Source organism: Ensifer sp. Root142 (assembly GCF_001426785.1).
GTDB lineage: Bacteria > Pseudomonadota > Alphaproteobacteria > Rhizobiales > Rhizobiaceae > Ensifer > Ensifer canadensis.
Genome location: NZ_LMFK01000001.1, coordinates 212,335 through 235,569, shown reverse-complemented (window position 1 = coordinate 235,569; position 23,235 = coordinate 212,335). Strand labels below are relative to the sequence as shown.

The following is a 23,235-nucleotide window of genomic DNA, read 5'->3' as shown; positions in this document are numbered from 1 at the left end:
AAGCGCCCATGAGGCAACGTCGCGCCATCGCCACCAATCCCTTCCGTTTACCATATCGATCCACTTAAACTTAAGTGGCCTGGGGAAAGATGGCCCGGCTGCATGATGCAGTGCTAAAAAACAAGGCAATGATATGCTTGACCTTTCCGTACTCTCGCCGCTGGTCATCAGCGCTGGCGCCATCTACCTGTTCTTCCGCTGGGTCGTCTTCGACATGAACTCCCACCAATAGAGCGGTTGCGACAGAGCCGGCCCTGCCCGTTCACGGACCAAAGCTCCCTTGATCGCGGCCGAAAGCTCCGCCGACGTCATGCGTTGACCAGCTTAGCCACGAGATCGCCGAGCAACCGTTCCAGTTCCCGGTCACCGTTGGGTTTGCCGACCCGCTGCGTGTCGCGTCATTGACGCGGCCCAGCCCGTCGCTTGCCCGCCTCCGTACACGGGCCGGTCCTCGAACTTCGCCTGGTACCCGGGCGCTGACCGAGCGAGGCGGACCTGATCCAAGCCCTCGCGGCCGTCCACGTGGGCTATCGCCCGATGATCACTGTGCCGGTACGGGCACCGGCACGCCTTTGGGGAATGGCCTGAAGGTCAAGGCGATCAGGAAGGCGCCGAGACCGATGCCCCAGGCACCGATATAGAGCCAGGCGTAGCTGGCGAAGGCGTCATAGATCAGGCCACCGGCCAAGGGTCCGGTCGCCATGCCAAGGCTACCTGCCATGGCCGTGCCGCCAATCACCGTGCCCATCATCCGCTGCGGAAAATTCTCGCGCGCCAGCACCGCATAAAGCGGCATGACACCGGCATAGATGAAGCCGAACAGCACCGCCACCGCATAGAACGCCCCCAGTTCGCTGACGAAGACATAGGCAAGCGCGCCGAACGCCTGGATCAGCAGTCCCAGAACCAGAATGCGCTTGGCTCCGAACCGGTCCCCGAGCAGGCCGAAGGCGACGCGGCCGCCCATGCCCGCGAGCCCTTCGACGCTGTAGATCGAAACGGCAGCTATCATCGGGATGCCGCAGGTGACCGCGTAGCTCACCGTATGGAAGATCGGGCCCGAATGGGTGGCGCAGCAGAAAAAGTTCGTCAGCAGAAGCACGATGAATTGCGGGGACCGGACGGCCTGGCTGACCGACATTGACGATTGCGGCCCGCTATCCATTGCCGAAGCGGTGTTTTCGTCTTCCTGAACCGGCGGGCGGCGCACCAAGAGCGTCGTCGGTATCATCACGGCGGCAACGATGACCGCGATGATCTGCAGCGCCGTTCTCCAATCGTAGATGGAGACGAGCCATGCCGCCAGCGGCGACATGGTCATCGGCGCCATGCCCATGCCGGCAGAAACCAGGGATACCGCCAGGCTGCGATGGGTATCGAACCAGCCGGTGACGCAGGCCATCATCGGCGCAAAGATCGCCGCGGTCGCCGCGCCGACGAGAAGGCCGAAGACGATCTGAAACTCGATGAGCGATGTCGCCCGGCTTGCCAAAAGCAGGCTCCCGGCAAGAATAACCGACCCGATCAGCACGATCATCCGGGCGCCCAGCCGGTCCGAGAGGCTGCCCCAGGCGATGCTTGCCGCCGCCATGGATAGAAAGCCGATGGTCATCGCGCTGGAGACGCCGGTGACGGACCAGCCGGTATCCTGCGAGATCGGCCGAAGAAACACCGGCAGCGAAAACATGGCGCCGATGGCGATGCAGCCCAACAGGCCGCCCGCCGCGACGATCACCCAGCGATATCGGGAATTGTGCATGTGGTATCTCCTCGTACCTCATCTCGACTGCTGTTCTTCAAGCGGCCCGGCTTGCGCCGGCCCGGACGGAAACTCCACGCAAGGCACACACACCGTCCCCTCGGCACAAGGACGCTTCCGGGCTCGGACATCCGACTCGTCGTCGCACTTTTTTTGCGCGAACAGATTTCTGGAGCACAGCCGGCGTGCGGCATCGGGCTCTCGGAGCGAGAAGCCCTGCATCGCCACACGCCTGTTGTGACCGGCGCTCCCCTTCAGGCAGGCAGCCGTTGGTCGTAGTCTTTCATCAGGCGGTTCCAGCCGTCCCAGAAAGGTTGCGGCTCCGTGCCGTTGGCACGAGCAGCCAGAATGTCGAGATGCATGTGCCAGCCGGCACCGAACATCAGCATGGTGGCGCGGTCGGCAATGCTGCGGTGGGTCACGGTCAACAGCACCCTGTTGCCCACCGTCTCCAGCTCGAAGGAAACGTCACCACTACCGGCCCAGCTTATCGAGAGCTTTCTCGGCGGGTCGAGGTCGGTGATCTGGCTCTGCATCCGATGCTCTTCGGGAAAACCGGCCGGGCGCTCGCCGGGCGGGTTGGTGAGTTCGTCGTTGCGCCAGACGAGTTCGACCGGCGCGCCTACCTTCATCTCCATCTGGCCTGACGCCAACCACTGCTGGCGCAGGTCGCTTTCGGTCAGATAGGCCCAGACTCGCTCGATCGGCCCGGGTAGTAGCCGCGTCATCTTCAACGTGTCCGGTTCACTCAGCACGCCATAGGTGTCCAGGGTCGAAAGGTCGTTCATCTGTCGTCTCCTTTTTGGGTTTGTCGGGCTTGGGTTTGTCGGGCCCGGAAAGGCCGGGCGAGGTTCGATCGGGTCGGCTTTGGTCTGGCCACGGCCGGTCGGGCCGTGGTTTTCCGTTGATGGAGACACGCGCTGGCTCAACGCCCTCTCGAGCCTGTCGAGACGGTCGGTCCAGAAGCGTTCTGGGCATTCGGCAGGTGGTCGGGGTGAAAGACGAACATCATCTCAGGCACCTATAATTCAACCATTTGGTTGAATGTACGCGCGCACTGGCAAATAGTCAACCGTTTGGTTGAATTACGTTTGCGACAGGACGTATGGTTTCCCGAACTTCCCCGTTATTGCGAACAGGTCAGCCGCCGTGGCCTTCAATCAAGGTTGTCGTCCCCGAGATTCCGCGTCCTGAACTGGGATCTTCGTTCAACGCTCCGGAGCGACGAGCCAAGCGCGCGACAAAAGGATGGAAAAGACGGCATGAAGCGCGACGACCGGCCACAGCAGGACGCCGGTCAGCTCACCGGCGACAGCGAGATAGGCAAGATAAAGCGTCACGGCCACATTGTAGGTCAACATGCCGACCAGAGGCGAATGCCGCCAGCAGGCGAGCCCCAATGCGATCAGGGCGATCCCGGCCACGCGAGCAGCCGACGCTCCCGCGCCGGCCAGGGGCTCGCCGAACAACAGTTCCGCCACAAACGACGGGGCGATGAGTAACGCCATCCCCGTGGCCGCCTCGCTGACGGCGGCGAACATCAGGACCGTTTTCATCGAACTCACCAGCATATACCTTTCATTCAACCATGCGCTTCAAGGCTGCCTGAACAGCCTAAGGCTTCGCTGTTGGCTGCTCGCTCAACTTGAAAGTCAACTTGTCGATTTTGCCGGTGAACCTGAAAGGTGGATCGTAGCGATACTCGATCATCGCGACGCCGGAGCGCGTATCCAGGCCAACATCGAAAGATTCGTCTTCCGGAAACGTGATCGGCGTGGTGTGATCCAGCGAATTCCTTACCACTTCCTTGCCATCCACGGTCAAGATACCCGTGCCACCTTGACCCAGCGCTGGGCCGTCCGACTTGAAGTCAAAGACAATGGTGTGCTTGCCGGCATCCAGTGTGGGCCCTTCCCATGTGGTTCGTTTGAGGTCGAGCAGGTTATAGAGGAAGACGACCTTACCGCTCCCGAATCCCAGTTCTCCCTTGCTCAGGAACAGCCCGTAACCGCCGAACCTCCCACCCTCGGTGACGATCATGCCTTCCGCTCCGCCTTCGGGTATCTCGACTTCGGCCGTGATGCTGTAGGACTTGTCCAGTATTTTCGGCGCAGCACTGGCTGGCACACCGCTTAGTTCGCCCGAATAGGTGAATTCCGCCCGTCCCGCCGTCAGGCTCGGACGAGGCGCGTTCCAGCGGGCGAGCGTGGAGTTATCCAGCGGCAAGACGTCGTGTTTTGCTGCCTCCGAATAAAACAGCGCCTGCATTTCCTTAAGCTTGTCTGGCATCTTGGCGGCAAGGTCGTCGAACTGGGTGGGGTCGTCCTTGACGTTGTAGAGCTCCCATTTGTATCCGGAGATCACATCGGGAGGCGTCTTGGCGCTCAGCTCCCACGGCAGGGTCGCTGGCGTCGTCGCCGCCACCCAGCCGTCGTGATAGATGGCGCGATTGCCGAGCATCTCGAAATATTGGGTCTTGCGCGTGGATGGCGCCTCGGCGTTGGCTTTGTCGCAGGTATACATCATGCTCACGCCATCGAAGGGGCGCTGCTGGATGCCGTTGATCGTGTCCGGCGCTGTGATACCGGTCGCCTCAAGGATCGTCGGCACGATGTCGATGAAATGGTGGAACTGCCGGCGGATACCTCCCGCGTCAACAATGTGGCCCGGCCACGACATCGCCATGCCCTGAGCCGTTCCGCCGAAGTGCGACGGCACCTGCTTCATCCATTTGAACGGCGTGCCCATCGCCCACGCCCAACCAGCGGAGAAATGCGGGAACGTGCGGTCCGACCCCCAGAATTCGTACCAGAGATACTGGTCTTTCACCGGGACCGGAACGCCGTTGAACGTCGTGAACTCGTTCGGCGTGCCGTTGACCATGCCTTCGGCGCTCGCACCGTTGTCGCCGCTGATGTAGATGATCAGCGTGTTGTCGCGTTCGCCCAGATCGTCGACCGCCTGGATGACCCTGCCGATCTCATTGTCGGTATAGGCGAGATAGGCTCCATAAACGTCCGCTTGCTTGATGAAGAGCTTCTTCTGCTCAAGATTGAGGGTATCCCATTCCGGCAGTTCCTTCGGCCAAGGCGTCAGCTTGGCATTTTCGGGCATGATGCCCAGCCGTTTCTGGTTGGCAAAGATGGTCTCGCGAAGCTTGTTCCAGCCCTCGTCGAAGAGATGCATATCGCCGATCTTCTTAATCCATTCCGGCGTGGGATGGTGCGGCGCGTGGGTGCCGCCGGGCACGTAGTAGACGAGGAACGGCTTGTCTGGCGCGATCTCCTTCAACTGCGTCATGTACTGTATGGCATCGTCGGCCATTGCCGTGGTCAGGTTCCAATCGGGCTTGCCCTCGAACGGGTAGATGGCCGTGGTGTTGCGGAACAGGTTCGGTTGCCACTGGCTCGCGTCGCCCCCGACGAAGCCGTAGAAATATTCGAAGCCCATTCCGCTCGGCCATTGGTCGAACGGGCCCGCCTGGCTTGACTGATAGAAGGGCGTGTTGTGGTTCTTGCCGAACCACGAGGTGGCATAGCCATGGTCCCTGAGAATGGTGCCGATGGTGCCGTTCTCCTTGCGGATGATCGAGTTATAGCCAGGATATCCCGTTGCCATCTCACCAACGACACCGAAGCCGGCGACGTGATGGTTGCGGCCGGTAATCAATGCCGCTCGTGAAGGCGAGCACAGCGATGTGGAGTGGAAGTTCGTGAAACGCAGGCCCTCGTTGGCGATGCGATCGAGAGCAGGCGTCGGGACGACGCCACCAAAGGTGCCGGGCGCACCGAAGCCCACATCGTCCGTCATGATAAGCAGCACGTTGGGAGCGCCCTGCGGCGGCGCGATGCGCGGGGCCCACCAGGGCTGCGACTCCGAGGCCTTTTGATTGATCACGCCGCCGAAGCGCGGATCGGCTTGGGGAAGCTGCTTGCCGTCAATCGTGATCGTGGCGTCCGGAGAACCCGGGAGACCTTTGACCTCCTGCGCCAACCCGGGGATGCAACTCATGGCGAGAAAACCTGCGCCCGCAAGCATGCTGTGACAAATTTTCATGAGGAAAATCTCCCGTGGCTCAGGCACACTTTGAATTCATTATATTAGAGTACGCGCATAAATTGATGCGAGCAATGCACCAGCCATGCGTCGCTGGCAGCGTTCGCGCCTGATCGGCGCAGCCAATGCCGAAACCACTTGTTAAATCCCCCGCGCTAACATGAAGGACCGTTGTGCCGGGGTTGTGCGTTGCTGAACAATGATCTTCATTCCTCGATGCGTGCCGGAGAGCAGGATCGCCGCGACGGCTTGAAGCCCGGCAATCGCTTCCTCGGCCGCGTCGTCGCGTGCAGCGGTTCGCGCGCAACCATTGCTGCCGTCGCGGAAAAGGGCGAAACCTCGCTGACGGAACTCTGGTCGGTCGGCCGGCTGATCTCGATCACGGTCGGAAGAAACCGTGTGGTTGCCCTCGTCTATTCCATGCAGACGGCCAGCAGCGAATGGGGCGAAGACACCGACAACACCTTCCGCATCGAGGTCGAGCTGATGGGAGAAGTCCATGTCGGCCCCGGAGGCCGTGAGGAGTTTTCCGCCGGCATCAGCGTGTATCCCTACCTTGGTGCGGTCGCCCATCGCATTCGCACCGCCGATCTCGCCCGCATCTACGATTCCGGCCAGGACGATTGCTGCATCATCGGCAAGCTGACCCAGGACGAAAGCCTCGACGCGACGATCCATGTGCCGTCGATGCTGGCCAAGCATTTCGCCATCGTCGGCACCACGGGTGTCGGCAAGTCGACCGCCGTGACGCTGCTGCTCAACAAGGCGATTGCCGCCGATCCGAAACTGCGCGTGCTGATCCTCGACCCGCACAACGAATTTGCCGCCGCCTTCCCGGAACTTGCTGTCGTCATCGACCCCGATACGCTTGACCTGCCGTTCTGGTTCTTCCGGCTGGAGGAGTTCGCCGAGGTCATTTTCCGTGGCCGTCCCGCCATCCCCGAAGAACTCGACATCCTGCGCGACGTCATTCCCGACGCCAAGAAAGCCTTCAAGGGCAGCGCCGAGTCCGGCCTCGTGCGCCGCCAGACGGAAAAGAGCTCGATTACCGCCGATACCCCCGTGCCCTATCGCATCGCCGACCTCTTGGCGCTGATCGACGAGCGCATTGGCCGGCTCGAAGGGCGAAACGACAAGCCGCATCTGCGTTCGCTCAAGGTCAGGATCGTCTCGGCGATCAACGACCCGCGCTACCACTTCATGTTCTCGTCGAACACGATCTCCGACACGATCCAGGACACGATCGCCAAGGTCTTCCGCATTCCCGGCGAGGGCCGGCCGATCGCCACCTTCCAACTCGCAGGCATCCCGTCGGAAGTCGTCAATTCCGTCGCCTCGGTGCTTTGCCGCATGGCGTTCGAAATCGGCCTTTGGAGCAGTGGCGGCATCCACATGCTGGTCGTGTGCGAAGAGGCACACCGCTATGTGCCCGCCGACCCGTCGCTCGGCTTCCTGCCGACGCGCCAGGCGATCGCCCGCATCGCCAAGGAAGGCCGAAAATACGGGGTCTCGCTCGGCATCATCACCCAGCGTCCGGGCGAACTCGACCCGACGATCCTGTCGCAGTGCTCGACGGTCTTTGCCATGCGGCTCGCCAACGACCGCGACCAGGAGATCATCCGCTCGGCCATTCCCAACTCGTCGATCTCGACCACCAGTTTCATCTCATCGATTGGCAACGGCGAAGCCATCGCCTTCGGCGAGGCGGTCGCCGTGCCCATGCGAATGCGCTTTACCCGCGTCAACGAGGAGCGGCTGCCCCGCGCCCACGGGATTATCGACCGGGTCGACGAGGACGCGCCGCCGACCGTCGACATCCGCTCGATCGTCAACCGCATGCGGGCGATCACCGGCCCGAACATCTCGAATTTCCAGCAGAGCTATCTGGCGGCCGCCACCACCGACGAGCAGGACGAGCGGCTCTGGGCCGCAGAACTGGGCCCCGAGACCCGCGACGAACCGGCGCCTGCCGGCTTCGACGACGATGACGTAGCGGAGATCGAGCCCTATCGCCCCGACATGCTGCCCCGCGCGCCCGAGCCCGGCAATCCGCAGCTCGAGCGTTTCAACCAGATCCGCCAGCAGCTTCTGACCGAGACACCGGAGCCGGCGGCCGGCTATCGCCCGCCGCCACCGACTGAAGCCTATCCTGTCCGCCCCGCCACCGAACCGCGACGCGAAGGCTCGCTGCGCGACAGCCTGCTCAAGCGGCCGCTCGGCAGCATCATCCGCAAACCCTGAGACGCGCAGGTGCGCCTCGGCAGGCTTCGGCTCGCGCCGGCCCCTCAAGGCGTTTTCACCCTCCCCACCGGACATCAGCAGATCGGACAGACTTGTGCGCCCCCGCCGCGTGCGGCAAAAGTGCGCCCGCGTTCGCGCCAGCAAAGGCACGGGCGCGTCAAAGGAGCGGGAACCGCAGGGCCGACCTGGCCGTTCTCCAGTACGGGGCCAAGCCGACATCAAAACAGCGCCGCGGCGTGCGGCCAAAACATTCGACGCAGGAGGCAGACATGGTAGCAGCCGTCACCCCTTTCCTGATGTTCCAAGGCAGCAACAGGGCCGAGACCGCGATGGCGCTCTACGTCTCGCTGTTTCCCGATGCCGAGATCCTGTCGATCGAGCGCTATGGCCCTGGCGAACAGGGTGCCGAAGGCAGCGTCAAGGTGGCAGCCTTCCGCCTTGGCGGCCAGACGGTGAAATGCATCGACAGCCCGGTCAGCCACGCCTTCGATTTCACCCCGTCCTTCTCCTTTTTCATCGATTGCGACAGCGAGGAAGAACTCACTCGTCTTTCCACCGCTCTTGCTGAGGACGGCAAGATACTGATGCCACCGGAGGATTACGGCTTCAGCCGGCGTTTCACCTGGGTCAACGATCGCTTCGGCGTTTCCTGGCAGATCAACCTGCCCTGAACAGCTGGGTCCTTTGCCTGCGTGCGAGCTCACAAGAGCTTGGGCGGCAGCAGATACAGCGTCATGGCGAAGATCACATAGACCATGAGCATCAGCACGCCTACGAACCACGCGGCCCGGCCGCTGGTCGTGACGATGAAGGCCGTCATGGTGGAGAGCAGCACCATGGTGACCGCACCCGGCCAGAACTGCAGGTCCATCGGCGTCGGCCCGATAACGTAGCTCAAAAGCACGAGAACGGGAGCAACGAAAAGGGCAATCTGGGCAGCACTACCGAGCGCAATGCCGACGCTCAGGTCCAGCCGGTTTTTGCGAGCGCCGGAAAATGCCGACGCCATTTCGGCCGCCGCCCCCACCAGTGCCACGACGATAAACCCGACGAATGCCGGCGTCATTCCGAACGTCTCGGCCGCCTGCTGCACCGATTCCACGAAGACTTCGCTGACTAGGGCGACCATGACCGTCACGGCGGCCAACGTCGCAAGCGCAACACTCAACGGCCAGGGAGCATCGTCCGAGGTGGCAGCATGCTCGACGCTGCCGAAGAATTCGCGATGGCTTTTCAGGGAGAAGAACAAGCCCAACCCGTATGCGATGATCAGAACGATCGCCAGACCGAAGCTCAACTCCTGCATGAAGTCCGGTGCCGCTGCGAGACTATCGGCCTCGGCCATTGCCGACGGAACGATAAGGGCGATCGTTGCCAGGAAAAGCATGCTCGTCTGCAGGCGGGCGCCGACGCGATTGTAGTCCTGAACGTGGTATTTCAGGCCGCCGAGCAGGAATGAAGCGCCCAGCATGAAAAGCGTGTTGCAGACGATGGCGCCGGCCAATGAGGCCTTCACCAGCGTGTACTGACCAAGCCGCAAGGCGGCCAGCGCAATGATAAGCTCGGTCAGATTGCCGAGTGTTGCGTTGAGAAGGCTGCCGACCGTGTCGCCCGTCCTGGCGGCGACGGCTTCGGTGGCATGGCTCAACAAAGTTGCCAACGGAATGATCGCCAAGACCGAAAGCAGGAAAAGCAGCGTGTGCGCATCGGGTGCGGCACTATGCGCCACCAGCACCAACGGCCCCAGGACCAGGAGCCAGAGGAGCGGAGTGTGCCGAATTTCGTGCCAAAGCTGGCTCATGAGCCCCCCAAATGCATCGAGGCTTCTCGACCGGAATGCGGCCGGCGACAGCAAACAAGGCTCAGTCTGGCGAATCTCGCCCGTTGCTATCATCGGCCGTAGTCCTCAGCGCCTGGACACTGACGGCTGCCACGAGGCCGGTGAGCACAATCCCCGTAAGACCGATAAGCAAGGCCAGCACGCGCGAAGACAAGTGGCTCGGCACCAGATCGCCGTAGCCGATGGTAAGACCGGTCACGAAGGTGAAATACAGCGTGTCCATCATCCGCCATTCCTCTATTCGCCCGATCAACAGGCCGCACCCGAGCATGATGCCAAGCATGCCGGACAGGATTGGCCAGACAACGCCAAGCTGGCGATAGAACTCGATGAAGAAGATCCGTCTTGTGCGCTTAGTACCCATCGGACCCTGCCCGAGAAACGAAAGCCGCCATCCCCATGATGGCCGCCTGAAAGACATTTCCAGATAATGCCGACGACCAGATTACCCCTGCAGTCCAGATTACAATTTAGGGTGATCTAATGTGGAGAAATGTCAACTCTGTAACGGTAACGAGGTAGGTCGGCTGCCATCGAGCGGATTTTGCGGTTCCCCGACATGGATCCGAAGCTGCGGGCGATGTTCCAGAAAGTGACCAAAGGCGCTCTGTCAGGCAAAGCGGGTGAAAAAGCCGTGGAAGAGTTCAAGATCAACGGCCAGTACGTCGATACGCCGACGATCAACGGTGCACCGGGTGTTGTCGGTATTCCGTTCTTCGACAGCTACGTCGAGAAGGCCGCCGTTGGCTTCCTCGACGACGCATCCAAATCCGACAAGCCATTCTTTATCAGCGTCAACTTCATGAAGGTGCACCAGCCGAACCTGCCTGCACCGGAGTTCGAGCATAAGTCGATGTCGAAATCGAAGTATGCCGACAGCATCGTGGAACTGGACACCCGCATTGGCCGCATCATGGACAAACTCCATGAAACCGGCTTGGACAGAAATACCCTCGTGTTCTACACCACCGATAACGGCGCCTGGCAGGACGTGTACCCCGACGCCGGTTACACGCCATTCCGCGGCACCAAAGGTACCGTTCGCGAAGGCGGCAATCGCGTTCCCGCCATCGCTGTCTGGCCGGGCAAGGTCAAGCCAAACAGCAAGAACCACGATATCGTCGGCGGGCTTGATCTGATGGCGACTTTCGCCTCCGTCGCCGGCGTCGCCCTGCCGGATAAGGACCGCGAGGGCCAGCCGACCATCTTCGACAGCTATGACATGTCGCCGATCCTGCTCGGTACGGGCAAGTCGGAACGCACGTCCTGGTTCTACTTCACCGAGAACGAACTTTCGCCCGGCGCTGCCCGCGTCGGCAATTACAAGGCGGTGTTCAATTTGCGCGGCGACGACGGTCAGTCGACGGGAGGACTGGCGGTCGATTCGAACCTTGGCTGGAAGGGCGCATCCAAATATGTCGCAACGGTCCCGCAGGTCTTCGATCTTTGGCAGGACCCGCAGGAGCGCTACGACATCTTCATGAACAACTACACGGAGCGCACCTGGACGATGGTCACCATCGGCGACGCGATCAAACAGCTGATGGAAACCTATGTAAAGTATCCGCCGCGCAAGCTGCAGAGCGCGAGCTACTCCGGTCCGATCGAGATCTCGAAATACCAACAATTCCAGTGGCTACGCGATGAGTTGTCAAAGGACGGTTTTAGTATCCCGATGCCAACAGGCAACTGATCACCTATCCCGAAGGTGGTCGCCCGCATAGCCGCGCCGTCGACCGCGGCGCGTCTTGACGACGACACTTCCGCACCAAACGACAAAGCCGCCGAGAATGGCGGCTTTGTCCTGCAAGTCTGAATTTTACACATCGTTATCCGGTGGTGCGATCGCCCGCCGGAACTCAAATAGCCTCGGCAGCATTCTCGATGCGCTGCCAGCTGTCGTCGAGCTGGTTGCGAAACCAGGTCATCTGCCGCTTGGCATATTGCCGGGTTGCGGCGGCGCCGGTCTCGATCACCTCGGCCTCATCGATCTCGCCGCGCAGGAGCGCGGCAATCTGGCTGACGCCGATCGCCTTCATCACGGGCATGGCCGGATCGAGGTTCAGCGCCAAGAGCGCACGCACCTCGTCGATCGCCCCACCGGAGAGCATCATACCGAAGCGGCGGTTGATGCGATCGTGCAGCACCTTGCGATCCGGCAGCACGACAAGCTTTCGCGCCCGTTGCGGATCGATGATCTCAGGGCCGCTCTTCTGCTGGTAGAGGCGGATCGACTGGCCGGTCGCCTCCACCACTTCGAGCGCGCGCACGATACGCTGGCCGTCGCCGGGCTTCAGCGTCTCTGCCGTCTGCGGGTCGCGCGCGGCAAGCTCGGCATGCAGCCCATCCGGCCCCTCTTGCATCAGCCGCTCGCGCAGCCGCTCGCGAATGGCGGCCGGAATTTCGGGCATGTCGGCAAGCCCGCCGGTCAACGCCTTGAAGTAGAGCCCGGTGCCGCCGACGAAGACCGGCAACCGGCCGGTCTTGCGCAGCGTGGCGACGAGCGCTTGCGCCTCGCGCAGCCACGCCCCGGTCGAATAGGCCTGACCGGCAGGCATATGGCCGTAGAGACGGTGTTCGACGCCACCCATATCGGCCTCGTCAGGGCGCGCGGTCAGCACCCGCAAAGTGTCATAGACCTGCATGCTGTCGGCGTTGATGACCACGCCGTCATGCCGGCGCGCCAATTCGACCGCAAGCGCGGACTTGCCGCTGGCGGTCGGCCCGGTTATCAGGATCGCGTCCGTATCGGTTTCAAGGTTGTTGTCCATGGCTCTCGTTGCCACGCTTATCGCCAATCCGTCAAATCCTGTTCTGACGCCAGCGCTCGCGGAAGCCGCCGCTGACGCCGTTAGGGCATCCGGTCTCTACTGGCTCGCCGACGGCGTCGCCTGCGACCTGGCGCTCACCGACGGCACGGACCCCTTTGCCGCCGAGGCGGCGCTGCGCGGCGCGCTGAACGGAACGCCTGTCGATGTCGCCGTCCAGGACGCCGACACCAGGCGCAAGAAGCTTCTGATCGCCGACATGGACTCCACCATGATCGGCCAGGAATGCATCGACGAACTTGCCGCCGAAGTCGGCCTCAAGGACAAGGTTGCCGCCATCACCGCCCGCGCCATGAACGGCGAGATCGCCTTCGAGCCGGCGCTGATCGAGCGCGTCGCGCTGCTGAAGGGCCTGCCTTCGAGCGTCGTAGGCGATGTCATCGCCAGGCGCATCACGCTGACGCCGGGCGGCCCTGAGCTGATCGCCACGATGAAGGCGAAGGGCTACTACACCGCCCTCATCTCCGGCGGCTTCACCGTGTTTACCGGCCCGGTCGCCGACATGCTCGGCTTCCAGGAAAACCGCGCCAATACGCTGATCGAGAAGGACGGCACGCTGACCGGCGAGGTCGCCGAACCGATCCTCGGCAAACAGGCCAAGGTCGATGCGCTCATCGACATTGCCGGCCGCCTCGGCATTTCGACCGACGAGGCGCTTGCCGTCGGCGACGGCGCCAACGATCTCGGCATGCTGCAGCTCGCCGGCACCGGCGTTGCGCTGCACGCCAAGCCCGTGGTCGCCGAACAGGCGAAGGTCCGCATCGACCATGGCGACCTCACGGCCCTTCTCTATCTGCAGGGCTATCGAAAGACCGATTTCGTCAGATGATCGTTTCCGAGACCGAACGCCTGCGCATCCGCGCCTGGAAGGAGGCCGACCGCGATCTCTTCTTCGAGATCAACAATGATGCCGAGGTGATGGCGTTCTTCCCCCATCGCCGCAACCGGGAGGAAACCGACGCGCTGTTCGACCGCGTCGGCCAGGGCATCGCCGAAACGGGGCTCGGCTTCTTCGCTGTCGCGCTGAAAAAAGACGACCGGCCGATCGGCTTCTGCGGCCTCGCCTATACCGACCTCGAGCCCCACCTGCCGAAAGGCACCGTCGAGATCGGCTGGCGGCTCGCCGCCCCCTTCTGGGGCAAGGGCTATATCACCGAGGCAGCGTCCGACCTCCTGCGCTACGGCTTCGACGAAAAAGGCCTTCGCGAAATCGTCTCCTTCGCCGTCCCCGACAACACCCGCTCGACGGCGGTGATGGCGCGCCTTGGAATGCACCGCGACCCCGCACGCGACTTCAACCACCCGCGCATCCCCGCCGACAAACCGCAGCTCGTTCGCCACGTGCTCTACGCAATCACCCGGGCGGAATGGCAGGCACAGCGGGCGAAGGACGTGGCGTGAAAGCGCCGCGGCGCCGGTAAACGGCGGCTTGCGGGTTCATCCGTCAGCCGCTTGCAGTTCATGACGCTGCGCTTGCCCCTCACTGTCCTGCCGGACATCTCTCCCCGCCAGCGGGGAGAGATGCGCAAGCCGAACCCTCTTCGCCAATCCCCAACGTTTGCGCGTTGTCAGTCCGGTCACATCCGAGCCTGCTCCCCGCAGGCGGCGAGAAGGTGCCAGCAGGCGGATGAGGGGCGACCCACCCGGAACATCTCGCAACGCCATCCGAGACGTCACCCCCCGCGCCCTGCCCCCGGATAACTCCGTTCGACCCAAGTGACGAACGCCTGCGCCGCCTCTGACAAAGCGTCGAACCGCCGCGCCACGAGAAAGAAGGCGCCATAGGGCACCGAGACATCGAACGGCTGCAGCAGGCGCCCGGCCGCAAGCTCGTCGCGCACATGGTCGCGATCGACCAACCCGACGCCGTTGCCGCGCAACGCCGCCTGCAGCACCATGGCGCCATCGGTAAAGATCGCGCCCCGCTCGATGCGAACCGGTCCCGCCCCGGCAGCAGTGAACCATTGCTGCCATGCTTCGCGATTGTCCTCGTGCAGGAGCGCATGCTGCATGAGATCGACAGGCATCAACAAGGGCCTGCCGGACCGGGCAAGCTCCGGCGCGATCACCGGGATCATCTCCACCTGCGCAAGCCGTCGCGCCTCGACGCGCGGCCAGGAGGAGAGCTTCAAGCTGTGACGCATGGCGATATCAGCGTCCCCGCTGCGAAACTCCACAAGCCGCGGGTCGGCGTCGATCAACAGGTCGATCTCGGGATGCTCGCTCTGGAACTCCGCCAGATGCGGAACCAGCCAGCAGCCGGTAAGGGACGGTTCGGCACTGACCCTCAGCGTATGGCCAGGCTTGTGCCCGGAGAGCGCCTCCAGGCTGTCTCCCACCATGTCGAAGGCGGAGGTCAGCACCGAAAGCAGCGACCGGCCCTCGACCGTCAGGCTGACGCTGCGGTGGCGCCGCTCAAACAGCGGCCGGCCGATGAGGTTTTCCAGCTCGCGGATCTGTCGGCTGATTGCGGCTTGGGAAACGAAAAGCTCGCCGGCAGCCAGCGTGAAGCTTTCGAGCCGGCCCGCAGCCTCGAAACTCCGCAACGCTGTCAGGGGCAGACGGCCGCGCTTCATGCATAACCTCAAGTCATCCGAAGACAACTGTAAACTCGTTTGAGCCTTTGCGACAAGTGCGTTGAAATGAGGAACCAGAAAGGAGGATCCGGCCATGTACGCCATCCTCGAGACCCTGATCGACGCGCTGCGCCTGATGACCTTTCAGCCCCTGCGGCACGACATACACCGCACCCGACCGGAACGGACCGCCAGCCACGGCGTGCCCTGCGCCAAAGACTGAGGGGGGGGCCGCCGCACCGCTTTCCCCAACGGCGCTGCAGGCGGTACCTCCAAGACAGCGGCCACCGCCCGTCACCACAGTGCCGGACGTAAGACAGGACCTACCAAACATGCAGCAATTCAAAGTGCGACAGCGACCTTTGCGCGTCCAATAAGACGCGCGACGCTGTAGATCGCCCGAAGCGCCACCGCATAATACTGAGCTTCGACCGCTGCCGGTTCAAGGAAGACACCGCCTTGAATCGAAATCTCAGGGATCGGAATCAAGCCGGGAGAGAACGGCGCGATCATCCTGAAAGGATTCAGGAAAAGGCCATCGCGCCACGCCGTCCTATTCCATGCGCACGGTGACGAAGCGCAATTCGCCGGTCTTGTTGGAAAGCATCAGCAGCGCATTGCGCCGGCCGTCGGACTTCAGCTCTTCAACGCGCTCGGAGACGTCGTCAGGCGTATCCATCGCTTCCTGGCCGACCTCGACGATAACGTCACCCGGCTCCACCCGCCGCTCGGCGGCGGCAGAGCCTGCCTGGACCTCGGCGATCACCACGCCTTCGACATCGTCGGCAATGCCGAACTTCTTGCGGCTTTCGGCATTGAGCGTGGTCAGCTTCATGCCGAGCACCGTGTCGGTGGCGGGCAGCTCGGCTGCCGGCGGCTGATCCGTCTTCTTGTCCTCGCCGCCTTCTTCATTGGTGGTTACCGCGGCATTGGCGATGCCCTCGCCATCCTCGAGCCGTCCGAGCGTGACCTTGACCGTCTGCTCCTTGCCGTCGCGGATGATCACCACGTCGACGGCCTTGCCGACGGCACTTTCGGCGACCGCCCGCGGCAGGTCGCGCATCTCGGAGACGTCCTTGCCATCGAACTTGATGATGACGTCGCCGGCCTTGATCTCGCCCTTGGCGATCGGCCCGCCCTCGATAATGCCCGAGACCAGAGCGCCGCGCGGCGAGGCCATCTTCAGGCTTTCAGCGATATCGTCCGTCACCGGCTGGATGCGCACGCCAAGCCAGCCGCGCCGCGTCTCGCCGAAATCCTTCAGCTGCAGCACGACATTGGCGGCAAGCTCGGTCGGAACCGAGAAGCCGATACCGATCGAGCCGCCCGTCGGCGAAATGATCGCCGTGTTGATGCCGATCACCTCGCCCTGCATGTTGAACAGCGGGCCGCCCGAGTTGCCGCGGTTGATGGCGGCGTCCGTTTGGATGAAATTGTCGTAGGGGCCGGCATTGATGTTCCGGCCGCGCGCCGAGATGATGCCGACGGAGACAGAGCCGCCAAAGCCGAACGGGTTGCCGATCGCCATGACCCAATCGCCGATCCGCATCTTGCGGGAATCGCCGAAGGGTACTGCCTTCAGCGGCGTCTTCGGCTCGACCTTGAGCACCGCGAGGTCGGTCTTGGTATCCTTGCCGACGAGCTTGGCCTTCAGCTTGCTGCCATTGGCGAAGATCACTTCGATATCGTCGGCACCCTCGATCACGTGATTGTTGGTGACGATGACGCCGGCGGGATCGATGACGAAGCCGGAGCCGAGCGAATTGACGGTGCGCTGGCGGTTGCCGCCCTTGTCGCCCTGCCCCTTGAAGAACTCGTCGAAGAAGTCCTGATAGGGCGAGCCCTCCGGCACCTGCGGCGTCGGCGCATCGTCGTCGTTCTTGACGCGCTGGGACGTCGAAATGTTCACGACCGCATCAAGCAGGCCGGCCGCAAGGTCGGCGACGGATGCGGGGCCATTGCTCGGCGGGCGAACGGCGGCCGTCTGCGCCATGGCCGCATTGGACAGAAGCAGCGTGGCGGCCAGCGCCAGAGCGCCGAAGGATTTCGATCGAGTGGACAATTCGCGGAGCTCCTCACATTGTCTCGGCGGTGCGGCGCCCTTGAAGGTAGCCGCGTCATGCGATGCTCTGCAGCCCCATGCGCCCGACAAAGAGCAAGGGTCGCTGCAGCGACTTTGATTTGCCGCATAATTTATCCCACGATCGATCCCGATCGGAAGACTTATGCAGCCGGTGACAGAGACGCGATCCGGGGATCACGTTGCACCCGATCTTCCAGTGAAGATACGGCGGAATTCAGAAGCGTCCAGACACGATTTTCTGATCCGCTCGAAAGTGCGGATACGGAGCCTACAGCGCCGCGCGTCAAATATGACGCGCTAAGGACGCTGTAGCACTTCAGGCTCACTGCATAATTTCTCCTTAAATCGAATCCGATTTAAGGAATTATGCAGTAGATCAGATGGTGATCTCGTGCCCGTGCTCTTTCAGCGCCTGCACCGCTTTGTCGAGATCGGAGCCCGGCACGAAGATATAGTCGGTGCTGAAGGTCGAATTGGCAAAGACGCCGATGCCCGCGGCCGACAGCGGCCTGAGCACGGAAGAAAGCACGCCGGGCACGTCGACGCTGAAATGCTGTTCGATACGGAAGCAGCGCCAGCCGAGCGAACTCTGGGTGCTGGAAGGGACGCGCGCGGCGCGACAGACGAGGGTCATTTCCTCTCGCGAGCTGGACACGGTCCAGAAACCCGGCCCCGGCAGCCATTCCGGCATCTGGGAACCGACATTGAGACGGGTGATCGCATATTCGGCATCGACCAGCCGGATCAGCAGTTTATGTGGCATTCGCATTATCCTCGAAGCAACCAGACAAGTCCGACACCGGCGGCAACGGAAAATACCCCGGCCAGTCGAAGCTGATGCTCCGGGACATACGGCAAACGCTTCGCCAATTCCACTAAAACCAAAGGGGCCAGTGCGTACACCAGCCCCTCGATGATCAGGAAAAAAGCAATCCCGGTCAGAAAGTCGGACATTGTCCGCTTAGTTCCCGGTCGCCGGTTGCGTCTCTGTCGCAGCCGGTGCTTTGCCTTCCGAGTCATTGAAATAACGGAAGAACTCCGAATGCGGCGACAGCACGAGCGTCGTGTCCGAGCTACCGATGGACTCCGTATAGGCGGTCATCGAACGGTAGAATTCGAAGAACTTCGGATCGCGCGCAAATGCGTCGGCAAAGGTCTTCGTCCGTTCGGCTTCGCCTTCACCGCGCAGGATTTCCGATTCGCGCTGGGCGTCGGCGACGATCTCGACGACCTGACGGTCGGCGATGGCGCGGCGACGCTGGCCGGCTTCGTTACCGCGGGCACGGATCAGTTCGGCTTCCGCCAGACGCTCGGCCTTCATGCGGTCGAAGGTCTGCTGCGAGACTTCCTGCGTAAGGTCTGTGCGACGGATGCGAACGTCCTCGATGTTGAGGCCGAGCGATTCGGCATCGGTTTTGAGGTCGGCGCGAACTTCGCGCATCATCGATGCACGCTCGTCGGACAGCGCTGCCTCGAAGCCACGCAGACCGTAGACGCGACGCAGCGATGCGTCGAGACGGGTGCGCAGACGTGCCTCGGCAGAATCGCGGTCGCCCGAAACGGTTTCGCGGAAGCGACGGGGATCGGCGATCTTGTAGATGACGAAGGCGTCGACTTCATAGAACTTGCCGCCCGAAACCTGGACGCGGATGTTGTCGAGATCGAAGCGCAGGGCCTGGTCTTCGACATACTGCACGCGATCGGCATCCATGAAGGCGAAGGGCAGCTTGAAGTAGAGGCCCGGCTGGGTCTTGACGTCCTGGATCTGACCGAAGCGAACGACGATCGCCTGCTGGCGTTCGTTGACCACGAAGATCGACGAATAGAGACCGACCAGGACGACGGCGAGCAGGATCAGGATGATTGAAGTACGATTGTTGATCACTGTGCGCCTCCCGACTGTGCCGGCCGACCGATTTCATTCAGCGGCAGATAGGGCACGACGCCCTGCCCGTTCTTCTCGTCGATGATGACCTTCTTCGACTTGCCGAGAACGCCTTGCATCGTTTCGAGATAGAGACGCTTGCGGGTTACATCAGGCGCCTTTGAATATTCGTCATAAACAGAGATGAAGCGCTGGGCCTCACCTTGCGCTTCCTTGACGACGCGGCCCTTGTAGGCGGCTGCCTCTTCGCGGATCTGCGCGCCCTGACCGCGGGCCTTGCCGAGGATCTGGTTGGCGTACTGGTTGGCTTCTTCGACGAAGCGGTCTTCGTCCTGCTCGGCACGCTGCACTTCGTCGAACGCATCGGCGACTTCGCGCGGCGGGGCCGCATCCTCGATCGCCACGGTGTTGACGGAAACGCCGGCGCCGTAGCTGTCCATCGTTGCCTGGATCGTGCTCTTCACGTCGGCGGCGATCGCCTGACGGTTATCGCGGAAAATGTCCTGGGCCGGACGACGGCCGACCACTTCGCGCATCGCGCTTTCGGCGACCTGCTGCAGCGTGTCAGCCGGATTTTCGACGTTGAAGAGGTAGGCCTTCGGATCCGTGACCGAGAACAGCACCGAGAACTGAACGTTGACGATGTTCTGGTCGCCGGTGAGCATCAGGCCGGCATTGGACTGACCGCTGTTGCGGCCGCCGATGTTCTGCTGCTGCTCGGTGATCTTGACGAACTCGACGGTTTCGAGCGGCCAGAAGTGATAGTGCAGGCCCGGCATCGAGATCTCGTCCTTCGGCTTGCCGAAGCGCATTTCGACGCCGCGTTCATCCGGCTGGACGGTGTAGATCGAGTTGATCAGGATGAAGCCGACGATCAGCAGGCCGACGATGGCGAAGATGCCGCCGTTGAAACCGCCGGGAACGACGTTCTTCAGCTGATCCTGGCCACGGCGAATGATCTCTTCGAGATCCGGCGGTCCGCCCTTGCCGCCGCCACGCGGCCGGTTCGGCCCCTGGCCCCATGGCCCCTGATTGCCTCCGCCGCCGCCGCCGCCCCAAGGGCCGCCGCCGCCATTCTGATTGCTCCAGGGCATCAAAACCTCTCTTTTGAATACTGCTCACGCTGAACTGCCGCGCGAATGCACGGACGTCCACGATGTGAACCCGTTATAGGTATGACATGCACCGCTTTCAACGCGATACGCCAGAGTTCACCGTAAATGGTTCAAAATAGTTGACGAATGGCCCATTACGCGCGGCGCGCCAAACATGACGCGCCAAGGACAGCGCTTCAAACTCGCTGCATAACTTTCTCCTTAGATCGATGCCGATTTTAGGAGGCATGCATTAGCGCGTGGCCCGGCGCCGCCACGTCACGAAATGCATGGCATGGCTGTCTTTCTCGCCCTGCGGCAGGTCCTCTTCGAACACCTTGTCGAAAACGTCAGGGTCGATATCCGGAAAGCGAGTATCGCCTTCGACTTCCGCCTGAACCTCTGTGATGTGCAGGATATCGGCGACGCCGATCGATTGCCGGTAGATCTCGCCGCCGCCAATAACGCAGATCTCGTCTGCCCCTGATGCCGACGCTTCGCGCCGCGCTGCGCCCAGCGCCTCCTCCAGCGAATGCGCGACGGTCGCGCCCTCAGCAGTAAAATCTGCGCTGCGGCTGATGACGATGTTCGCTCGGCCGGGCAGCGGACGTCCGATCGAGGCCCAGGTCTTGCGCCCCATGATCACGGGCTTGCCGATCGTCAGCGCCTTGAAGCGCTTGAGATCGGTGGAAAGCCGCCACGGCAGATCGCCGTCGCGGCCGATGACGCCGTTGGCGGCAACCGCGACGACGATGGAGATTTTCGGCTCGTTGGTGCTGGTATCAGTCATGGAACCCATTCGGTTTGCTGTCGATTTCACTTGCCCTGACATAGGCTGCCCGGTCCGTGACCACCCGGATATAGCGGTCGACGACCTCACTCTCGGGCAGGATCTTGCGCATCCATTGCAGTGCGCTGGCCAAAAGCAGGTCGGCGGCGCTCATCGTCGCGCCGAGCAGATAGGTCTGTCGGTTGAGCACGTCGATCACATGGGCGCACATTTCGCTGTAGAGCCGCGCCTGCGCCGGATTGTTGATCGTCGCGCCGGTGATGTGGGCCAGCGCCGTCGGCTCGATCACGCCGGCATAATAGGCAAGCCAGGAGAGATAGGCGCCGCGCTCGGGATGGCCGGGCGCCCGGCCGAGACTGCATTCGGGGTGAAGGTCGGTGAGATATTGTACCACGGCCGCCGATTCCCAGATCAGCGCACCCTTGTGCAAGAGCGCCGGCACCTGCTTGTGCGGATGCGGATTGTTGTCGTCGGGTGCGCCGGTGCCATCCCAGCGGCGGATCGAGACATAGCGGATCTCGTATTCCGCGCCGATCTCCTCGAGCAGCCAGACGATACGCGACGAGCGCGACAAGGGTGCGTGGACGAGCGTCAGCATCGAAACCTCCCGACAGCGCCTCGCCGAACATGATGCGCAAAGGCCGCTGTAACATCTGAACTCCGTAAGAAACGGCAAACCCTCCCGGTCTGCCGCCGTTACGCGAATGCCCGTATCGACCGCCTGCCCGCACCCCCGAGGCGACGACGCCTCAGACGGCGATCGGCGCCTTGATGGTTGAATCAGCTTCGTAGCCGACCAGGGTAAAGTCTTCAAAACGGAACGAAAACAGATCCTTGACGTCTGGCTTGATCTGCATGGTCGGCAGCGTCTTCGGCGTGCGGGCAAGCTGCAGCCGTGCCTGGTCGAAATGGTTGTGGTAGATATGCGCGTCGCCGAAGGTATGGACGAAATCGCCCGGCTTCAGCCCGGTCACCTGCGCCACCATCATCGTCAGAAGCGCGTAGGAGGCGATGTTGAACGGCACGCCGAGGAAGATGTCGGCCGAACGCTGATAGAGCTGGCAGGAAAGCTTGCCGTCGGCGACATAGAACTGGAACAGGCAATGGCACGGCGGCAGGGCCATCTCGTCGACCAGCGCCGGGTTCCAGGCGGAAACGATATGACGGCGCGAGTTCGGATTGGTCTTCAGGCTTTCGACAAGACCGGCGATCTGGTCGATATGCCGCCCGTCCGGCGCCGGCCAGGAGCGCCACTGGTAGCCGTAGACGGGCCCGAGATCGCCGTTTTCGTCCGCCCATTCGTCCCAAATGCTGACGCCGTTTTCCTTGAGATAGGCGATATTGGTCTCGCCCTTCAGGAACCACAGCAGTTCGTGGATGATCGAGCGCAGGTGCAGCTTCTTGGTGGTCAGCACCGGGAAGCCTTGCGAAAGATCGAAACGCATCTGGTAGCCGAAGACCGAGCGCGTCCCCGTTCCCGTCCGGTCACCCCGGTCGGTTCCGCTGGTCATCACATGGTCGAGGAAGTCGAGATATTGCTGCATGGTCTGGCGCCGCCGATTCGTGTTGTCCCAAATTTAGGGTGAAGCCGGCGGCAAACCAATGTCCCGGGGGTGTTTATCCCGCATATTCAGCCGCGCTCAAAGCGGGATCAAGGAAAGTGCGCGCGGTTTTCCGCCTGCATCCCGCCTTCACAATGAACGTGATCTACAGCGTTTGCAGCTTACCGAGGTTCTTGGCCACCAGATAATAGAAGGTCACGCGTGACTTGGATCGATCTGCCGACATCGCCTTCGTCGTCGCCGAAATGGCCGCATCCGCTTCCGCACCCACGACGCCGAGCTTCTTCTCGCACCATTTTTCCCTAACGCGATCGAGTTCCTTGGGGTCCGTGGCCGACACGAGCGAGGAATCCTTGTTGCGCAGTGCAATGCCGAGATGGCGCACGATCTTGTTCACAACAGCTTCGTCGGCGCCGCTGTCATACTTCTGCACATCTGCGAGATAGTCAGTCATGATGCCTCCAGATTGATCTTGCTCGATAAACCGCAGCGCCCTTGCAGGCCGCGTGCAGCAGCCGGAG

General features: G+C 62.2%; 22 protein-coding genes and 1 pseudogene. 6 read left to right on the top strand and 17 right to left on the bottom strand.

The window, feature by feature from the left end; translation table 11 throughout:
• Positions 1 to 541: 541 nt before the first annotated feature.
• The 4 genes from ASD52_RS01020 to ASD52_RS01005 form a co-directional block, all read right to left on the bottom strand.
• Positions 542 to 1,759, bottom strand: coding sequence for an MFS transporter (locus tag ASD52_RS01020; protein ID WP_025427655.1), 1,218 nt, complete (start codon positions 1,757 to 1,759; stop codon positions 542 to 544).
• Positions 1,760 to 2,013: 254 nt separating this feature from the next.
• A complete protein-coding gene (locus ASD52_RS01015; protein WP_025427656.1) occupies positions 2,014 to 2,547 on the bottom strand; it encodes an SRPBCC family protein in 534 nt (177 codons plus the stop codon).
• A gap of 420 nt (positions 2,548 to 2,967) precedes the next feature.
• The gene (locus tag ASD52_RS01010; protein ID WP_244494216.1) at positions 2,968 to 3,330 is read right to left on the bottom strand and encodes a hypothetical protein; all 363 of its coding nucleotides are present in this window, start codon (positions 3,328 to 3,330) and stop codon (positions 2,968 to 2,970) included.
• 43 nt (positions 3,331 to 3,373) lie between these two features.
• Complete coding sequence (locus ASD52_RS01005; protein ID WP_057222703.1) at positions 3,374 to 5,815, bottom strand: arylsulfatase; 2,442 nt, start codon at positions 5,813 to 5,815, stop codon at positions 3,374 to 3,376.
• Between the two features lie 216 nt (positions 5,816 to 6,031).
• Between ASD52_RS01005 and ASD52_RS01000 the strand changes: the two genes are divergently transcribed.
• Entirely contained in the window at positions 6,032 to 8,056 is a 2,025-nt protein-coding gene (locus tag ASD52_RS01000; protein ID WP_162254147.1) for an ATP-binding protein, read from the top strand.
• Positions 8,057 to 8,325: 269 nt separating this feature from the next.
• Positions 8,326 to 8,727, top strand: coding sequence for a VOC family protein (locus ASD52_RS00995; RefSeq protein WP_025427660.1), 402 nt, complete (start codon positions 8,326 to 8,328; stop codon positions 8,725 to 8,727).
• 29 nt (positions 8,728 to 8,756) lie between these two features.
• Here the strand turns inward: ASD52_RS00995 and cax are convergent, their stop codons facing one another.
• Both cax and ASD52_RS00985 read right to left on the bottom strand, forming a co-directional pair.
• Positions 8,757 to 9,857: a calcium/proton exchanger gene (gene cax, locus ASD52_RS00990; RefSeq protein WP_057211147.1), complete on the bottom strand. Its 1,101-nt coding sequence runs from the start codon at positions 9,855 to 9,857 to the stop codon at positions 8,757 to 8,759.
• Positions 9,858 to 9,918: 61 nt separating this feature from the next.
• Positions 9,919 to 10,260 carry a potassium channel family protein gene (locus ASD52_RS00985; RefSeq protein WP_025427662.1) on the bottom strand — a complete coding sequence of 114 codons (342 nt, stop codon included), beginning with the start codon at positions 10,258 to 10,260 and terminating at the stop codon, positions 9,919 to 9,921.
• Positions 10,261 to 10,446: 186 nt separating this feature from the next.
• Here ASD52_RS00985 and ASD52_RS00980 point away from each other — a divergent pair.
• Positions 10,447 to 11,589, top strand: a pseudogene (locus tag ASD52_RS00980) (sulfatase-like hydrolase/transferase); the annotation flags it as partial.
• Between the two features lie 166 nt (positions 11,590 to 11,755).
• Here the strand turns inward: ASD52_RS00980 and miaA are convergent.
• Positions 11,756 to 12,667, bottom strand: coding sequence for a tRNA (adenosine(37)-N6)-dimethylallyltransferase MiaA (miaA, locus tag ASD52_RS00975; RefSeq protein WP_025427664.1), 912 nt, complete (start codon positions 12,665 to 12,667; stop codon positions 11,756 to 11,758).
• Between miaA and serB the strand changes: the two genes are divergently transcribed.
• Both serB and ASD52_RS00965 read left to right on the top strand, forming a co-directional pair.
• Entirely contained in the window at positions 12,666 to 13,553 is an 888-nt protein-coding gene (gene serB, locus ASD52_RS00970) for a phosphoserine phosphatase SerB (RefSeq protein ID WP_025427665.1), read from the top strand. The two genes, miaA and serB, sit on opposite strands and share 2 nt — an antisense overlap.
• Entirely contained in the window at positions 13,550 to 14,125 is a 576-nt protein-coding gene (locus tag ASD52_RS00965) for a GNAT family N-acetyltransferase (RefSeq protein ID WP_025427666.1), read from the top strand. The genes serB and ASD52_RS00965 overlap by 4 nt, the downstream gene beginning before the upstream one ends.
• 272 nt (positions 14,126 to 14,397) lie before the next feature.
• Here the strand turns inward: ASD52_RS00965 and ASD52_RS00960 are convergent, their stop codons facing one another.
• On the bottom strand, positions 14,398 to 15,300 hold the full coding sequence (locus tag ASD52_RS00960) for a LysR substrate-binding domain-containing protein (protein ID WP_025427667.1): 903 nt from the start codon (positions 15,298 to 15,300) through the stop codon (positions 14,398 to 14,400).
• Positions 15,301 to 15,394: 94 nt separating this feature from the next.
• On the opposite strand from ASD52_RS00960, the gene ASD52_RS40525 reads away from it, so the two are divergent.
• Positions 15,395 to 15,523, top strand: coding sequence for a hypothetical protein (locus tag ASD52_RS40525; RefSeq protein ID WP_255569857.1), 129 nt, complete (start codon positions 15,395 to 15,397; stop codon positions 15,521 to 15,523).
• A 330-nt stretch (positions 15,524 to 15,853) separates the two neighbouring features.
• On the opposite strand, the gene ASD52_RS00955 is transcribed toward ASD52_RS40525, so the two are convergent.
• The 9 genes from ASD52_RS00955 to ASD52_RS00915 all read right to left on the bottom strand — a co-directional run bounded on the left by ASD52_RS00955 (position 15,854) and on the right by ASD52_RS00915 (position 23,168).
• Entirely contained in the window at positions 15,854 to 17,362 is a 1,509-nt protein-coding gene (locus ASD52_RS00955; protein WP_057217699.1) for a DegQ family serine endoprotease, read from the bottom strand.
• 397 nt (positions 17,363 to 17,759) lie between these two features.
• The gene (locus ASD52_RS00950; RefSeq protein WP_025427669.1) at positions 17,760 to 18,146 is read right to left on the bottom strand and encodes an ACT domain-containing protein; all 387 of its coding nucleotides are present in this window, start codon (positions 18,144 to 18,146) and stop codon (positions 17,760 to 17,762) included.
• A gap of 5 nt (positions 18,147 to 18,151) precedes the next feature.
• Entirely contained in the window at positions 18,152 to 18,337 is a 186-nt protein-coding gene (locus ASD52_RS00945) for a DUF2065 domain-containing protein (protein WP_025427670.1), read from the bottom strand.
• 7 nt (positions 18,338 to 18,344) lie between these two features.
• On the bottom strand, positions 18,345 to 19,268 hold the full coding sequence (locus tag ASD52_RS00940) for a protease modulator HflC (RefSeq protein WP_025427671.1): 924 nt from the start codon (positions 19,266 to 19,268) through the stop codon (positions 18,345 to 18,347).
• Positions 19,265 to 20,362, bottom strand: a complete 1,098-nt coding sequence (gene hflK / locus ASD52_RS00935) for an FtsH protease activity modulator HflK (protein WP_025427672.1) — start codon at positions 20,360 to 20,362, stop codon at positions 19,265 to 19,267. Before hflK ends, ASD52_RS00940 begins: the two co-directional genes overlap by 4 nt.
• A 253-nt stretch (positions 20,363 to 20,615) precedes the next feature.
• Positions 20,616 to 21,152, bottom strand: a complete 537-nt coding sequence (locus ASD52_RS00930; protein ID WP_025427673.1) for a dihydrofolate reductase — start codon at positions 21,150 to 21,152, stop codon at positions 20,616 to 20,618.
• On the bottom strand, positions 21,145 to 21,750 hold the full coding sequence (locus ASD52_RS00925) for a glutathione S-transferase (RefSeq protein ID WP_025427674.1): 606 nt from the start codon (positions 21,748 to 21,750) through the stop codon (positions 21,145 to 21,147). The genes ASD52_RS00930 and ASD52_RS00925 overlap by 8 nt, the downstream gene beginning before the upstream one ends.
• Positions 21,751 to 21,901: 151 nt before the next feature.
• The gene (locus tag ASD52_RS00920; RefSeq protein WP_025427675.1) at positions 21,902 to 22,696 is read right to left on the bottom strand and encodes a thymidylate synthase; all 795 of its coding nucleotides are present in this window, start codon (positions 22,694 to 22,696) and stop codon (positions 21,902 to 21,904) included.
• Positions 22,697 to 22,859: 163 nt separating this feature from the next.
• Complete coding sequence (locus ASD52_RS00915; RefSeq protein ID WP_025427676.1) at positions 22,860 to 23,168, bottom strand: DUF2853 family protein; 309 nt, start codon at positions 23,166 to 23,168, stop codon at positions 22,860 to 22,862.
• Between the last annotated feature and the right edge of the window lie 67 nt (positions 23,169 to 23,235).

What these genes read in the sequence shown, in the direction of transcription:
- ASD52_RS01020 (WP_025427655.1), bottom strand. Translation starts at nt 1,759, where the DNA reads ATGCACAATTCCCGATATCGCTGGGTGATCGTCGCGGCGGGCGGCCTG.
- ASD52_RS01015 (WP_025427656.1), bottom strand. Translation starts at nt 2,547, where the DNA reads ATGAACGACCTTTCGACCCTGGACACCTATGGCGTGCTGAGTGAACCG.
- ASD52_RS01010 (WP_244494216.1), bottom strand. Translation starts at nt 3,330, where the DNA reads ATGCTGGTGAGTTCGATGAAAACGGTCCTGATGTTCGCCGCCGTCAGC.
- ASD52_RS01005 (WP_057222703.1), bottom strand. Translation starts at nt 5,815, where the DNA reads ATGAAAATTTGTCACAGCATGCTTGCGGGCGCAGGTTTTCTCGCCATG.
- ASD52_RS01000 (WP_162254147.1), top strand. Translation starts at nt 6,032, where the DNA reads ATGCGTGCCGGAGAGCAGGATCGCCGCGACGGCTTGAAGCCCGGCAAT.
- ASD52_RS00995 (WP_025427660.1), top strand. Translation starts at nt 8,326, where the DNA reads ATGGTAGCAGCCGTCACCCCTTTCCTGATGTTCCAAGGCAGCAACAGG.
- cax (WP_057211147.1), bottom strand. Translation starts at nt 9,857, where the DNA reads ATGAGCCAGCTTTGGCACGAAATTCGGCACACTCCGCTCCTCTGGCTC.
- ASD52_RS00985 (WP_025427662.1), bottom strand. Translation starts at nt 10,260, where the DNA reads ATGGGTACTAAGCGCACAAGACGGATCTTCTTCATCGAGTTCTATCGC.
- serB (WP_025427665.1), top strand. Translation starts at nt 12,666, where the DNA reads ATGGCTCTCGTTGCCACGCTTATCGCCAATCCGTCAAATCCTGTTCTG.
- miaA (WP_025427664.1), bottom strand. Translation starts at nt 12,667, where the DNA reads ATGGACAACAACCTTGAAACCGATACGGACGCGATCCTGATAACCGGG.
- ASD52_RS00965 (WP_025427666.1), top strand. Translation starts at nt 13,550, where the DNA reads ATGATCGTTTCCGAGACCGAACGCCTGCGCATCCGCGCCTGGAAGGAG.
- ASD52_RS00960 (WP_025427667.1), bottom strand. Translation starts at nt 15,300, where the DNA reads ATGAAGCGCGGCCGTCTGCCCCTGACAGCGTTGCGGAGTTTCGAGGCT.
- ASD52_RS40525 (WP_255569857.1), top strand. Translation starts at nt 15,395, where the DNA reads ATGTACGCCATCCTCGAGACCCTGATCGACGCGCTGCGCCTGATGACC.
- ASD52_RS00950 (WP_025427669.1), bottom strand. Translation starts at nt 18,146, where the DNA reads ATGCCACATAAACTGCTGATCCGGCTGGTCGATGCCGAATATGCGATC.
- ASD52_RS00945 (WP_025427670.1), bottom strand. Translation starts at nt 18,337, where the DNA reads ATGTCCGACTTTCTGACCGGGATTGCTTTTTTCCTGATCATCGAGGGG.
- hflK (WP_025427672.1), bottom strand. Translation starts at nt 20,362, where the DNA reads ATGCCCTGGAGCAATCAGAATGGCGGCGGCGGCCCTTGGGGCGGCGGC.
- ASD52_RS00930 (WP_025427673.1), bottom strand. Translation starts at nt 21,152, where the DNA reads ATGACTGATACCAGCACCAACGAGCCGAAAATCTCCATCGTCGTCGCG.
- ASD52_RS00925 (WP_025427674.1), bottom strand. Translation starts at nt 21,750, where the DNA reads ATGCTGACGCTCGTCCACGCACCCTTGTCGCGCTCGTCGCGTATCGTC.
- ASD52_RS00920 (WP_025427675.1), bottom strand. Translation starts at nt 22,696, where the DNA reads ATGCAGCAATATCTCGACTTCCTCGACCATGTGATGACCAGCGGAACC.
- ASD52_RS00915 (WP_025427676.1), bottom strand. Translation starts at nt 23,168, where the DNA reads ATGACTGACTATCTCGCAGATGTGCAGAAGTATGACAGCGGCGCCGAC.